Origin of the sequence: Streptomyces bacillaris, from assembly GCF_003268675.1 — a bacterium.
GTDB classification, from domain to species: Bacteria; Actinomycetota; Actinomycetes; order Streptomycetales; family Streptomycetaceae; genus Streptomyces; species Streptomyces bacillaris.
On record NZ_CP029378.1, the window covers coordinates 1,815,418 to 1,828,467 of the forward strand.

Genomic DNA, 13,050 nt, shown 5'->3' on the forward strand with positions numbered 1-13,050 from the left:
GTCGGGGGACGCCTGCGGCGCCCGCACATGCGCCGCAGGCGTCACTCCCCCCTTTCCACCCACCGTCGTGAAAGGCCATCATGAGCCCGCCGGGCGGCCGACCGGCCCCCGGCCGTCATGCCCCTGCTGCCCACGGGCGCGGAAGGAAGCCATGGACGCCGACCCGCCGACCTCCGTCCCCGCCGGAGCCCCGACCGGGCACACCGCGCTCCTGGACGGCCTCTGCGACGACCTGTACGCGGAGCTGGACCGCCGGCCCGCCCTCGTGGTGATCACCGGTGCGGCGGGGGTGGGAAAGAGCCGGCTGGTCCGCGAACTCCTCACGCGGACACCGCCGTCGGACACCCCCGCCCTGGTCGCCCGCTGCCGGGAGCCGGACGCTCCCGCCCCGTTCGCGCCGCTCGTCGAGGTACTGGCCCAGTGTCGGCCCCTGGCGGAGGACCTGCCTCCGGTGACCGGTGCGCTCCGGGGACTGCTGCCCGAACTGGCCGGTCTCCTGCCGCCCGCGCCGCTCCCCGTGGGCGATCCGCGCGCCGAACAGCACCGCCTTGTCCGGGCACTGTGCGGGCTGACCGCATCCCTGGGGAGGGCGGTTTTCGTCGTGGAGGACGTCCAGTGGGCCGACGCGGGCACCGTCGCCTTCCTCCGTACGCTCGTCTCCGACCCGCCGCCGCACCTGGGGCTGGTCCTCACCGCGCGGGGTGAGGACGGTGACGCGTTCCCCTTCCCGCTGCGCCCGCCGCCCCATGTGGTGTCGGCCGAGCGGCACCTCGTACCGCTGTCGGTGGCCGGGACGGGTGCGCTGGCCGCCGGTCTGCTCGGCGGGCGGGCGGTGCCCGAGGAGTTCGCGGGGCAGCTTTACCGGTGGACGGGCGGGCTTCCGTACGTGATCGAGGAGGTGCTGCGCCGCTGGCCCGATCCCCTGGCGCACCCCACCGGAACGGGCGGGGCCGGAGTTCCGGAGCCGCCCCTGCCCGCGTCCGTACGCCGACTCGTGGTGGAGGGGCTGCGCCGCCTTCCCCCGGACGCGCGGAAGGTGGTCGCCGCGGCGGCGGTGCTCGACGACCCCGCCCCCGTACACCTGCTGGGAGCGGTCGCGGGGCTGGGCGAGGAGGAGACCCGCCGTGCGCTCACCGCGGCACTGAAAGAAGGTGTGCTGCGAGCAGCGGGGGACTCGGGGGGCGGCACTTACGCCTTCCCCTACGCGCTGGCGCGCAGAGCGGCGTACGAGGCGGTCGCGGAGCCGGAACGGCGCGTCCTGCACCTGCGCGCGGCCCGCGCCCTCGCCCGGCACACCTCGCCCCTCCCCCTCGTGCGCATCGCTGGACACCACCGGCTGGCCGGCCGCCCCACGGAGGCGGTGCGGTGGCTGGAGGCGGCCGCGGACCGGGCCGCCGGGAACGGGGACGCCGGTGCGGCCACCGACCACTATCTGGCCGCCCTGCGCGGCGGGCCCCCGGCCGTCGTCCGCGACCGGGTCGCGCTGAAGCTGGCCCGGGTCGCTCTCAACGCCCGCCCCGGACCGCAGGTGCCCGCCGCCCTGCGGCAGGTGCTCGACCGGTGCTCCCTGGGCCCGGGGCCCAGCGGCGAGATCCGGCTCCTCCTGGGGCTGCTGCTGCGCAACCAGTCGGGTTCCGGTCTGGAGGCGCTGGAGGAGATAGCGCGTGCCGTTCCGGATCTCCTCGCCGTCTCGCCGGGGCAGGCCGCACGGGCCCTGGCGATCATCGCCATCCCCTCCCTCAAAGGGTGGCCGCTCGGTGAGCACCGGCGGCTGCTGGCCGAGGCGGAACGGCTGCTGCCCCAGGTGGACGGGGACGACCTGCGGGCGGCCGTCCTGGCCAACCGGGCCACCGCTCTGGCCCTCATGGGCGACCCCTCGGCGTGGGACGCGGTGGCCGAGCTGCCCGACACCCTCAGCGGCGAGGCGGCGGCCCGGGTGCACGCCAACCTGGCGGGGGCCGCGACCGCCCTAGGCCATCCGGAACGCGCCCGCGCCTGCCAGACCCGGGCCTGGCAGGCCGTGAGGACCCACCACGCCCCGTACCTCGAAGCGTTCGTCGAGACCACGGACATGCTCACCGCCTTCACGCGCGGCCGGTGGACCGGGCTGCTGGAGCGGGCCGAGCGCGCCGAGGAGCAGTACCGGGACGTGCCCGACTTCCATGCGGAGGCCCTCCTCGTCTGCGGGCTGCTGCGCCTGCACACCAAGGGGCAGACCGATGTGGCGCGCCGCCTTCTGGAGCGGGCCGTCCGCACCACCGCGCTGGACACCGGCATCGTGCTGACCTCCGCCGCGGCCGCCCAGGTCCGGGTCCATCTGGCCGCCGACCGCCCCGCCCCGGCCGTCCAGGCGATGGAGGGGGCGCTCCACCACGTCCGCCGCACCGGTGCCTGGGTGTGGGCGAGCGCCCTCGCCCCGCCGGCCGTCCAGGCGATGCTGCGGGCGGGCCGCGCCGGGGAGGCCCGTCTCCTGGTCACCGAGCTGGCCGACGGCATCGCCCGCCGGGACGCGCCGGCCGCCCGGGCCGCCCTGCTGACCTGCCGGGCACTGCTCACCGACGCGGCCGGTCCGCAGCCGGGGACCGGCGGGGCCGACGCCCCGTACCTGACCGCCGTGGACGCCTGGACGGAGCTGGAGCGCCCCTACGAGGCCGCGTACGTCAGGGAGGCCTGGGGTCTCCGGCTGCTGGCCGCGGGGGCGGCGGGCGGGCGTACCGTGCTGCACGAGGCGATCGCGGCCTACCAGGACATCGACGCCGTATGGGATGTGCTGCGCTGTCAGCGCGGCCTGCGGGACCACGGCCAGGTCACCGTCCGCAGGCCCGGCGCGCTGGGGTACGGGGACCATCTGTCGCCCCGGGAGCGGGCGGTGGCCCGGCTGGCCTCGCTCGGCCTCTCGAACCGCGAGATCGCCCGCGAGCTGGTCCTCTCGCACCGGACGGTCGAGCACCATGTGGCCCGTGCCCTGCGGAAGCTGGGGGTGTCGTCCCGTACGGAGATCGGCTCACAGCTCGGGCCCTGACCGGTCATGTGCCCTACATTGAGGCGATATGGGACCCTCTTCGACACCGGAAGGGCCGGACAGCACCCCGGCTCCGGACAGCTCCTCCACCAAGGGCACCGATACGGGCCCCGATCTCGCCGGACGGGTGGCGCTCGTCGCCGGAGGAACCCGCGGAGCGGGCCGGGGAATTGCCGTCCAGCTCGGCGCCGCCGGGGCGACCGTCTACGTCACCGGGCGTACGAGCGGCTCCGAGCGCTCCGAGATGGACCGGCCCGAGACGATCGAGGAGACCGCGGCCCTGGTCGACGCGGCGGGCGGCCGCGGGATCGCCGTACGGGTCGACCATCTGGTCCCCGACCAGGTCAGCGCGCTCGTCGCCCGGATCTCCGGCGAGCAGGGGGCCCTGCACATCCTGGTGAACGACATCTGGGGCGCCGAGATCGAGTGGAACAGGTCGGTCTGGGAGTCGTCGCTCGACACCGGGCTGCGCACGCTCCGGCTCGCCGTCGACACGCATGCCATCACCAGCCACTTCGCGCTGCCGCTGCTGATCGAGACCCCGGGCGGTCTGGTGGTCGAGATGACCGACGGGACGGACGAGTACAACGCGGCCAACTACCGCGTCTCCTTCTTCTACGACCTGGCGAAGGCCGCCGTGAACCGGATGGCCTTCGCGCTCGGCCATGAGCTGGCACCGTACGGTTCGACCTCCGTGGCGCTCACCCCCGGCTGGCTCCGCTCCGAGGCGATGCTCCAGGCCCACGGGGTCACCGAGGCCACCTGGCGCGAGGCGATCGCGCACACGCCCCACTTCGCGATCTCCGAGTCCCCCGCCTATGTGGGCCGGGCCGTCGCCGCCCTCGCCCGCGACCCCGAGGTGGCGCGCTGGAACGGGCGGTCGCTCTCCAGCGGGCAGCTCGCCCGGGTCTACGGCTTCACCGACACGGACGGCAGCAGACCTGACGCCTGGCGGTATCTGACGGAGGTCCAGGACCGGGGCCTGCCCGCCGATGTGACGGGCTACCGCTGATCCGTCTCCGTCACGGGCCGCCGCCGAGCCACGGGCTACCGCCGATCCGTGACGGGCCACTCGTCATACAGGGCGGTCGTCCGGTTCACGGCAGTCGTCGCCCTCCGCCCCCGGTGCCTATCCTTCCTGACATGTCCCTCCCTCCCGGCCCGTACACCGGTGCCTCCCGCCCCCGGGGCGGTGGCCTCTCCGCGCGGACGGCCGACATCGGGGTGGCGGCCGCCGTCACCCTGCTGGTGGTGGTCTGGACGGTGCTGACGATGCGGTACGAGAGCGAGCCGCTGAACCGTACGGTGATCGGCTGGGCGCTCATCGCGGTGGGGTGCGGCGCCCTGTACTTCCGGCGCCGCGCACCCGTCGCCGTGGCCGTCGTGACCCTGGCCGTCTGCGTCGTCTACTACCCGCTGTCCGTGTACGACGGTCCTCTTATGGTCACGTTCGCGCTCGCGCTCTACACGGCGGCGGCCGAGGGGCGGTTCACGGCCGCGGTCGCCCTCGCGGTCGTCACCCTGATCGCCGTCGGCTTCGGCGAGGCGCGCCAGCACGACGGCAACCGGCAGATCGACGACATGTCGCTGTTCATGCTCGCGGGCTGGCTGGTCAGCCTGGTCGCGGTGGGCCGGGCCCAGTGGACCCGTGCCGCCTATCTCCGCGAGGTGGAGCAGCGGGCGCTGGCCGCCGAGCGGGAGCAGGAGGCGCGGGCCGAGCAGAGCGCGACCGAGGAGCGGCTGCGGATCGCCCGGGAGCTGCACGACGTGCTGGGGCACAGCGTTTCGCTGATCAACGTGCAGTCGGGCGCGGCCCTGCACAGGCTGAGCAAGAAGCCGGAGCCGGCAGCGGCCCTGTCCGCCGCCGAGGAGGCTCTGGAGGCGGTCAAGGCGACCAGCAAGGAGGCGCTGCGCGAGCTGCGCTCCACCCTCGGCGCGCTGCGCGGGCCCGACGAGAGCGCCCCGACCTCCCCCGCCTCGGGGCTCGACCGGCTCGACGAACTCGTCGCCCGGGCCCGCGCCACGGGCATCGACGTACGCCTGCGCACCGAGGGCGAGCGGCGGCCCCTGCCGCCCCCGGTCGACCTGGCGGCGTACCGGATCGTGCAGGAGTCGCTCACCAACGTGACCCGGCACGCACGGGCGACGGGCGCGGTGGTGACGGTCGACTACACCGACGGAGCGGCCCTACGGGTACGGGTCGACGACGACGGCGAGGGCGCGCCCGAGGGCTCTCCGCCCGGCAGCGGCATCCGGGGCATGGCCGAGCGGGCCAGGGCCTTCGGCGGCGAGCTGACCGCGCGGAACACCGCACAGGGCTTCGGCGTGAGCGCGCGGCTGCCGGTCGACGCCCGGCCGCGGACCGAGGGGAGCGGGAGGACCGAATGATCCGCGTAGTGCTGGCCGACGACCAGACGCTGGTACGGGCGGGCTTCCGCTCGATCCTGTCCGACGAGGACGACATCGAGGTCGTCGGCGAGGCGGCCGACGGCGAACAGGCCCTCGCCCTGGCCCACGAGCACCGTCCGGACGTGGTCCTGATGGACATCCGGATGCCCGGGACCGACGGCCTGGAGGCCACCCGCCGCATCACCGCCGATCCACGCCTTGCGGGCGTCCGGGTCGTCATCCTGACCACCTTCGACATGGACGACCACGTGTACGGGGCGCTGCGCGCGGGAGCCTCCGGTTTCCTGGTCAAGGACACCGAGCCGATGGAGCTGCTGCACGGTGTACGGGTGGTGGCGCGGGGCGACGCGCTGATCGCCCCCGCCGTGACCCGGCGGCTGATCTCGGAGTTCGCGAGCCGCCGCAGGCAGCCGGAGCCGGGTCCCCGCCTCAACGCCCTGACCGAGCGGGAGCGGGAGGTCATGGGGCTGGTGGGGGCCGGGCTCTCCAACGACGAGATCGCCGCCCGGCTGGTGCTGAGCCCCGCCACCTCCAAGACCCATGTCAGCCGGATCATGACGAAGCTCGGTGTCCGCGACCGGGCGCAGCTGGTGATCCTCGCCTACGAGTCGGGCATGATCACGCCGGGCTGGCTGGCCTGAGCGGGACGGCCGGCCGGGTTTCCCGCTCCCCGGGGCAGGGCCGGGGCCGGGGGTCAACTTCCGTAGTACGCGGACGGCCCCGCCCACAACTCCCGGTGTAGGCCCGTTGTCATCCCCGGGCCGACGCGCGGACGCCCACCCCGCACCGAGGCTTTCGGGGTGGATCCGGAAACGCTCGACCTCGCGCGGTTGCAGTTCGCCCTCACGGCGGGCGGCCACTTCCTCTTCGTCGCCCTGACGCTGGGGATGGCCCTCGTCGTGGCCTGCCTCCAGACAGCGGCCACGGTGACGAAGAAGGCTGCGTACCACCGCATGGTGCGCTTCTGGGGGCAGCTGTACGTCATCAACTACGCGGTCGGGATCATCACCGGGCTGGTGATGGAGTTCCAGTTCGGGCTGAGCTGGAGCGGTCTGACGCACTACGCGGGCAATGTCTTCGGCGCCTCGCTGGCCGTCGAGACGATCGTCGCGTTCTTCGTGGAGTCGACGTTCCTCGGGCTGTGGATCTTCGGATGGCACCGGTTCAACCGGTGGGTCCATCTGACGACGATCTGGATCGTCGCCCTGACCGCCTGCGTGTCCGCGTACTGGATCCTCGTCTCCAACGGCTTCCTCAACAACCCCGTGGGGCACCGCATCGAGAACGGGCAGCTCGTCCTCGCGGACGCCGGGGCGCTGCTGACCAACCCCAGCGCGCTGCTGGCCTTCGGGCACATCCTGGGCGGGGCGCTGCTGACGGCCGGGTTCTTCATGTCGGGCGTGAGCGCCTTCCACCTCTTCCGGCGCACCCCCGAAGCCGAGTTCTTCGTACGGAGTCTGCGCATCGGGGTGTTCGTCTCCTTCCCGGCCCTGTGGGTCACGGCGGCGTTCGGCGGGGTCCAGTTGGCCCGGCTGGCGGATCTCCAGCCGATGAAGTCGGCCATGTTCACACAGAAGACGGCGGAGATCGCCGACCTCCAGGCGGAGATGGTCGCCCGGTTCGGCCCCGGCGACTACGTGCCGTCGGAGGTGTGGACGCGGGGCGGCGCCCTGCTGATGCTGCTCGCCTTCGCGCTGATGATGTACCTCTCACTGGCCGGGGTCGTGCTCGCCTGCTTCCGCAAGGCCGTCGAGCGCTTCCGGCCCTGGCATGTGGTGCTGATGGCCGCCGTGCCGCTGCCCTACCTCGCGATGATCAGCGGCTGGGTCTTCCGGGAGGCCGGGCGTCAGCCCTGGGTGGTGTACGGGCTGCTGAAGACCGAGGACGCCGTCTCCGGCCACTCCCCCGCCACCATGCTCACCTCGCTGATCGTCTTCACCGTGCTGTTCGCGGCGCTGGCCGTCCTCAACGGCCGGCTGCTGCTGCGCCACGCACGTCTCGGACCGGTGGAGACGGGGCTCGGACAGGACGAACGGACCCTTGCGGAACCCGCCCCCGCCTCCGGCGCATCCGCGGAATCCGGCGGGCCCGCCGGGCCTCCGCCGCCCTTCACCCCCCGCTACTGACCTGCCGAATGCCGACACTGCCGACTGCTGATCCGCTGTCGGCCTGCTGCCGCCCCGCCACCGAGGAGCCGTCGTGGACACCCTGGCCGTCTGCCTGCTCGCCTTCTTCGCCACCGGCTACTTCGTCCTCGCCGGTGCGGACATCGGCACCGGCATGCTGCTGCCGTACCTGGGCGGGGACGACGGCGAACGGCGCCTGGTGATCGCCTCCTTCGCCCCGTTCTTCCTCGGCAACGAGGTGTGGCTCGTCGCCACCGCGGGCGTGCTGGTGGGCTGCTTCCCGGTCCTGGAGGGCGAGCTGCTGAGCGCCCAGTTCACCGTGGTCGTGGCGTTGGTCGCGGGCTGGATGGTGCGTGACGCGGGGCTGTGGCTGCGCGGGCGGGACGGCGGGCTGCGGTGGCGGGCGGGATGCGACGGGGCCGTGGTGGGCGGAAGCTGGGCGGTGGCGCTGTCCTGGGGCTGGCTGCTGGCCGCGCTCTTCTCGGGGACGCCGGAGCGGACGGCCACCGCCCCGGTGGGGGCCGTGACCGCACTGGCCGTCGCCGCCCTGTTCGCCGCGCACGGTCTGGGGTTCGCGGCGCTGCGGCTGACCGGGCGTCCCTGGTCGCGGGCGCACCGGCTGGTGGGGCGCACCGGTCCCGGCCGCTCCTTCGCTCTGACCGCCGTCCTGATGGGAGCCCTGCCGCTCTTCGCGGGCCCGGCGCTCCATCCGTCGGCGCACACGGCGGACGGGGCGACGCTCACCCTGCTGATCCCGGTCCTGCTGGCGTTCTGCCCGCTGCTGGTCGCCGCCCAGGCATGGACCTGGCACACCTTCCGCCACCGGGTGACGCGCCCCTCGTACCTCTGACCCTGACGGCCGCCCCGGGTGCTCGGCGGCCCCTCCTCAGGGGCCCGTACGCCCCGGGCCGCCGAGTGCCCGGCGTATCCGGGAGAGGACCGGCTCCCCGCGCCTCGGCCGGGGGCCGCCGTGCACCCGGGGGTCGTCGGTGACGTCGTACCGCTTCACATAGGCCGCAAGGAACGCCTGGAGGGTGGCGACGGCGGGGATGGCGATCAGGGCGCCGACGGCCCCCAGCAGGGCCGTCCCCGCGACCACCGAACCGAACGCGACCGCCGGGTGGATGTCGACGGTCCTGGCGGTCAGCTTGGGCTGGAGAACATAGTTCTCGAACTGCTGGTAGACGACCACGAAGCCGAGCACCCACAGCGCGTACCAGGGGTCGACCGTGAAGGCGATCAGCATCGGCAGGGCGCCCGCCAGATACGTACCGATGGTCGGGATGAACTGGGAGACGAGCCCCACCCAGACCGCGAGCGCCGGAGCGTAGGGCACGCCGAGGACGACCAGCAGGATGTAGTGCGCGGCGCCGGAGATCAGGGCCATCAGACCGCGTGAGTAGAGGTAGCCGCCGGTCTTGTCGACCGCGATCTCCCAGGCGCGCAGCACCTCGGTCTGCCGGGCCGGCGGCAGTACGGAACAGAGGGCGCGGCGCAGCCGGGGGCCGTCCGCCGCGAAGTAGAACGAGAACAGGAAGATCGTCAGCAGCCGGAACAGTCCGCCCAGGACCGTGGTGGAGATGTCGAGCACCCCGGAGGCGCTGTTCTGGACGTACTTCTGCAGCCAGTCGGAGTGCAGCAGGCTGTCCTGGACCTGGACCCGCGACAGCTCGGTGTGGAAGGTCTGGTTGACCCAGTTGATCACCGAGTCGATGTACTTGGGGAAGTCGTCGACCATGTCGACGATCTGGCCCGCGAGCATCGACCCCAGCAGGACGACGAACCCCGCGCTGAAGATCATCAGGCCGATGAAGACGAGGAACGTGGCCAGCCCCCGGCGCATGCCGCGCGCCGACATCCGGCCCACCGCGGGCTCGATGGCGAGCGCGAGGAAGAACGCGATCAGCACATTGGTCAGCAACCCGATGAGCTGGTCGAACGCCCAGCTGCCGAGCTGGAAGCAGGCGTAGAGCGCCAGGGCCAGCACCATCGCGCGCGGCAGCCAGCCCGGCATCCGGGCGGGGCCCGGACCGGACGGCGGCGCGGGGGGCTCGGCGGGCGGGGTGGCGGGCGGCTGGGCCGGGACGGTCTCGTCTGTCGATGACACGGGACAAGTCTCGCCTACGCCACTGACAGCGGGGTCCCCGGCCGGTCGACGCGCGTACCGCTCGGGACGGGTCCTGGCCGGGACAGGCGGGTCAGCGCTTGTCGGCCGGGACGTCCATGGACGCGCAGACCGCACGCCAGACGTCCTTCGCCTCCCAGCCCGCGTCCAGCGCCTGGTGCACCGTACGGCCGCCGAGTTCGGCCATCACATGGTCACGCGCGAAGGAGTCCGCGTACGCGGCACCGAAGTGGTCCGCCATCCGCTCCCAGAAAATCGTCAACCGCATGCCATCAGTATCGCGCTCCTGAGAGTGCAGCCGGTCCGCCGGACCTGTGCCGGGGCCTCTTCCCCCTCTACGGTCGGTCCATGGCTGGAACCGGAGCACCTCCCCTCGCCCGCGCCGAGCACTTCATCTGGCTCACCGCCCGCGTCCTCGAACAGCGCAGGTTCGCCCACCGCTTCCTCGACGGCTCCCCGGACCCCGTCGAGACGGCGCTCGCCGCCTACGGGAACGAGGACGGCGGCTACGCCCACGCGCTGGAACCCGATCTGCGGGGGCCGGTCAGCCAGCCGCTGCACACCGCCCACGCGCTCAGCGTCCTCGACTCGATCGGCCGCTGCGACGGACTGCGCGTGGAGCGGATCTGCCGCTATCTGAGCAAGGTGTCGACAAAAGAGGGTGCGCTTCCGGCGCTGCTCCCCGCACAGCGCGGCTATCCCGCCGCCCCCTTCGTACCCGTCGTCGACGACCCACCGGCCGAACTGCTCGCGACCGGTCCGATCGTCGGACTGCTGCACCGCAACGAGGTGTGGCACGCCTGGCTGTTCCGGGCGACGGACTTCTGCTGGGGCGCCGTGGACGCCCTGGAGCAGTCGCACCCGTACGAGATCGAGGCCGCGGTCGCCTTCCTGGACGGGGTGCCGGACCGGGCCCGTGCCGAGCGGGCGGCGGACCGGCTCGGCCGGCTGGTGCGCGCCCAGCGGCTCGCGGTGCTGGACCCCGCCCGGCGGGGGGAGTACCCGGTGGCGCCGGGGTACGCACCGGGCGAGCACCACTTCCCGTACGACTACGCCCGTACGCCGGAGTCACTGGCCCGCCGCTGGTTCACCGACGAGGAGCTGGAGCGCTCGCTGGACCACCTGACGGCCGAGCAGCAGGAGGACGGCGGCTGGCCCGTCAACTGGCGCCAGTGGGCCCCCGGCACCGCGCTGGAGGGCAGGCCCCTGGTGACGCTCAGGGCCCTGGAGACGCTACGGGCCTACGGCCGCGCCCCGGGCTGACCGGGCTCTTCCGGGGCCTCCGCCGGCCCCGGGCCCTGCTCACCCCGCCAGCGCGCGGACACCCGCCGTGACGACCACGGCGGCGCCGACGACCACCAGGAAGGGGGCGCGCAGGATCAGCGCGATCGCCGCGGCGGCGAGTCCGGCGGCCCGGGCGTCGAGGACGAGGTGCTGTCCGTCGCCGAAGGTCTGCTGTGCGGTGAGGGCCGCCAGCAGCGCCACCGGCAGCAGGGTCGCCATCCGCCGGACGAGCGGCCGCTCCAGCACTCCGGCGGGGACCAGCAGGCCCCCGTACTTGGCGAGGTAGCAGCCCACCGCCGTCAGTCCGATGGCTATCCAGACGTTCATGAGTCCCGTCCGCCCTTCGTCTCCGTCGTCTTCCCGGGGGAGGCCGTCACCGCTCCTCGCTTGCGCCGTCCCATCAGGAAGAGGACGACGGGTGCCGCGAGCGCGGACAGCAGCACCGGTACACCGGCCGGCAGAACGGGCAGCAGCGTCAGGGCCAGCAGCACCGCGACCCCGGCGGTGACGCGTTCGGTGGTGCTCCTGAGCATCGGCGCGAGCAGCGCGAGGAAGACGGCGGGGCTGGCCGCGTCCAGGCCCCAGGCCTCGGTGTCGCCCAGCGCCTCGGCCCCCATCGCACCCACCAGGGTGGTGAGGTTCCACAGGACGTAGAGGGTGAGCCCGGTGACCGTGAAGCCGATGCGCGCGGCCCGCCGGGTGGGCTGGGCCACGGTGACGGCGGTCGTCTCGTCGATCACCCAGTGGGCGGCGAGGGGCCGCACCGCCCGGGGAAGCACCAGGAGCTGCGAGAGGCGCAGCCCGTAGAAGGCGTTGCGGACGCCCAGGAAGAACGCCCCGGCCGCCGCCGTGTACGGGTTGCCGCCCGCCGCCAACGCCCCGACCAGGGCGAACTGAGAGGCGCCGGTGAAGACGAAGAGGCTCAGGGCGCAGATCTGGAGCAGGCTGAGCCCGGAGCCGGCGGCGGTGACGCCGAAGGCGAAGCCGGAGAGCCCGACGGCGACACCGACGGCGAGCGCGTCCCGTACGACGGCGGCGTCGGGCTTGTCCGGCGCCGGGGACGGGGCCGCCGGGGTCGGCGGCCCGGCGGATATGGCACCGGTCGCGCCGGTGCTCTCTGGGAGTGCTGTCTGTTCTGCCACCCGCCGCACGTTACGGGGAGGGTTGGGATCCGGTCTTGTACGTTCTTGCGCTCCCCGTCGCCCTTGAAGAGGTGCCCTAGGAGGCGGGTCGCCCGCGCCGGTACACGCCCCGTTCGCGCTGGTACGCGCCGGGCGGCACCCCCACGATCCGGGTGAAGTGACGGTTGAGGTGCGGCTGATCGGTGAAGCCGACGGCGGCCGCGGCCTCGGCGGGGGCGGTGCCCGCGTCGAGCAGCCGGCGGGCCCTGCGCACCCGGGCGTCGGTGAGCCAGGCGTGCGGTGGCATCCCGTACTCCTTCTTGAACGCCCGCAGCAGCGCGAACGGGCTGGTGCCCAGCTCGGCGGCGAGCGCCTCCAACGTGGGCGGCGCGGCCATCCTCCCCTCCAGCGCGATCCGGGCGCGTTCGGCGTCCCGCGCCCCTCCGGCCCGGGGCGTCGTGCGCGGGAGCACGCTGCCGTGCCGGTCGAGGAGGCGGACGACCAGGACCCGCAGCAGGCTGTCGGCGGCCAGCGCGTTGCCCTCCTCGGCGGCCCGGTGCACCTGGGTGATCAGGCGGGCGGCGTACGGGTCGGTCGTGCGGGTCTCCCCGAACCAGACGGTTCCGCGCAGCGGTGTCACCTCGGCCGCGATGTCGTTGACGACCTGGGCGGAGGGGTAGAGCGTGTCGTACGTCCAGCCTCCGGGCTGCCCGGGCCGGGCGGTGTGCGGCACCTCCGGGTTGATCATCACCACGGTGCCGGGGATCGCGTGGACCGTGCCGCCGGGCAGCCCCACGTCCTCCACGCCGCCGGTGACCGCACCGAACACGTACCCCTCGTGGCTGTGGCGGGGGAAGGTGTGGCGGACGTACCGGGCGCGCAGGAGATCGAGGTCGGGCAGCTCCGCGTACGTCCAGTGCCGCGCCCACTCCGTCGCCCGATCCGCTCCCGCCATGGCCCCAT

At 73.7% G+C, this 13,050-nt stretch carries 12 protein-coding genes; 7 read left to right on the plus strand and 5 right to left on the minus strand.

Annotated elements, in window-relative coordinates; translation table 11 throughout:
- Positions 1-151 precede the first annotated feature (151 nt).
- The 6 genes from DJ476_RS07250 to DJ476_RS07275 all read left to right on the plus strand — a co-directional run bounded on the left by DJ476_RS07250 (position 152) and on the right by DJ476_RS07275 (position 8,407).
- Positions 152-3,022 carry an ATP-binding protein gene (locus DJ476_RS07250; RefSeq protein WP_112490138.1) on the plus strand — a complete coding sequence of 957 codons (2,871 nt, stop codon included), beginning with the start codon at positions 152-154 and terminating at the stop codon, positions 3,020-3,022.
- Between the two features lie 28 nt (positions 3,023-3,050).
- Positions 3,051-4,034: an SDR family oxidoreductase gene (locus tag DJ476_RS07255; RefSeq protein ID WP_318294438.1), complete on the plus strand. Its 984-nt coding sequence runs from the start codon at positions 3,051-3,053 to the stop codon at positions 4,032-4,034.
- Positions 4,035-4,165: 131 nt separating this feature from the next.
- On the plus strand, positions 4,166-5,410 hold the full coding sequence (locus DJ476_RS07260) for a sensor histidine kinase (protein WP_112490139.1): 1,245 nt from the start codon (positions 4,166-4,168) through the stop codon (positions 5,408-5,410).
- A complete protein-coding gene (locus DJ476_RS07265; RefSeq protein ID WP_103420278.1) occupies positions 5,407-6,072 on the plus strand; it encodes a response regulator in 666 nt (221 codons plus the stop codon). Before DJ476_RS07260 ends, DJ476_RS07265 begins: the two co-directional genes overlap by 4 nt.
- 159 nt (positions 6,073-6,231) lie before the next feature.
- Positions 6,232-7,557 (plus strand): cytochrome ubiquinol oxidase subunit I, encoded by a 1,326-nt coding sequence (locus DJ476_RS07270; protein ID WP_318294439.1) that lies wholly within the window; start codon positions 6,232-6,234, stop codon positions 7,555-7,557.
- Between the two features lie 73 nt (positions 7,558-7,630).
- On the plus strand, positions 7,631-8,407 hold the full coding sequence (locus DJ476_RS07275; RefSeq protein WP_103420276.1) for a cytochrome d ubiquinol oxidase subunit II: 777 nt from the start codon (positions 7,631-7,633) through the stop codon (positions 8,405-8,407).
- Positions 8,408-8,443: 36 nt separating this feature from the next.
- Here DJ476_RS07275 and DJ476_RS07280 read toward each other — a convergent pair whose 3' ends face one another.
- Together DJ476_RS07280 and DJ476_RS07285 are read right to left on the minus strand one after the other, a co-directional pair.
- Positions 8,444-9,571: an AI-2E family transporter gene (locus DJ476_RS07280; protein ID WP_103420274.1), complete on the minus strand. Its 1,128-nt coding sequence runs from the start codon at positions 9,569-9,571 to the stop codon at positions 8,444-8,446.
- A 184-nt stretch (positions 9,572-9,755) separates the two neighbouring features.
- Positions 9,756-9,950 carry a DUF3046 domain-containing protein gene (locus tag DJ476_RS07285; protein ID WP_019765274.1) on the minus strand — a complete coding sequence of 65 codons (195 nt, stop codon included), beginning with the start codon at positions 9,948-9,950 and terminating at the stop codon, positions 9,756-9,758.
- An 80-nt stretch (positions 9,951-10,030) separates the two neighbouring features.
- Here DJ476_RS07285 and DJ476_RS07290 point away from each other — a divergent pair, with 80 nt between their 5' ends.
- Positions 10,031-10,945 (plus strand): hypothetical protein, encoded by a 915-nt coding sequence (locus DJ476_RS07290; protein ID WP_103420272.1) that lies wholly within the window; start codon positions 10,031-10,033, stop codon positions 10,943-10,945.
- Between the two features lie 39 nt (positions 10,946-10,984).
- Here the strand turns inward: DJ476_RS07290 and DJ476_RS07295 are convergent, their stop codons facing one another.
- From DJ476_RS07295 to DJ476_RS07305, 3 genes are all read right to left on the minus strand, one after another.
- Positions 10,985-11,293, minus strand: a complete 309-nt coding sequence (locus DJ476_RS07295; protein WP_103420271.1) for an AzlD domain-containing protein — start codon at positions 11,291-11,293, stop codon at positions 10,985-10,987.
- Positions 11,290-12,108, minus strand: coding sequence for an AzlC family ABC transporter permease (locus DJ476_RS07300; protein ID WP_112490140.1), 819 nt, complete (start codon positions 12,106-12,108; stop codon positions 11,290-11,292). Before DJ476_RS07300 ends, DJ476_RS07295 begins: the two co-directional genes overlap by 4 nt.
- A gap of 76 nt (positions 12,109-12,184) precedes the next feature.
- Positions 12,185-13,042 (minus strand): AraC family transcriptional regulator, encoded by an 858-nt coding sequence (locus tag DJ476_RS07305; RefSeq protein WP_103420358.1) that lies wholly within the window; start codon positions 13,040-13,042, stop codon positions 12,185-12,187.
- Between the last annotated feature and the right edge of the window lie 8 nt (positions 13,043-13,050).

What these genes read in the sequence shown, in the direction of transcription:
- DJ476_RS07250 (WP_112490138.1), top strand. Translation starts at nt 152, where the DNA reads ATGGACGCCGACCCGCCGACCTCCGTCCCCGCCGGAGCCCCGACCGGG.
- DJ476_RS07255 (WP_318294438.1), top strand. Translation starts at nt 3,051, where the DNA reads ATGGGACCCTCTTCGACACCGGAAGGGCCGGACAGCACCCCGGCTCCG.
- DJ476_RS07260 (WP_112490139.1), top strand. Translation starts at nt 4,166, where the DNA reads ATGTCCCTCCCTCCCGGCCCGTACACCGGTGCCTCCCGCCCCCGGGGC.
- DJ476_RS07265 (WP_103420278.1), top strand. Translation starts at nt 5,407, where the DNA reads ATGATCCGCGTAGTGCTGGCCGACGACCAGACGCTGGTACGGGCGGGC.
- DJ476_RS07280 (WP_103420274.1), bottom strand. Translation starts at nt 9,571, where the DNA reads ATGCCGGGCTGGCTGCCGCGCGCGATGGTGCTGGCCCTGGCGCTCTAC.
- DJ476_RS07285 (WP_019765274.1), bottom strand. Translation starts at nt 9,950, where the DNA reads ATGCGGTTGACGATTTTCTGGGAGCGGATGGCGGACCACTTCGGTGCC.
- DJ476_RS07290 (WP_103420272.1), top strand. Translation starts at nt 10,031, where the DNA reads ATGGCTGGAACCGGAGCACCTCCCCTCGCCCGCGCCGAGCACTTCATC.
- DJ476_RS07295 (WP_103420271.1), bottom strand. Translation starts at nt 11,293, where the DNA reads ATGAACGTCTGGATAGCCATCGGACTGACGGCGGTGGGCTGCTACCTC.
- DJ476_RS07305 (WP_103420358.1), bottom strand. Translation starts at nt 13,042, where the DNA reads ATGGCGGGAGCGGATCGGGCGACGGAGTGGGCGCGGCACTGGACGTAC.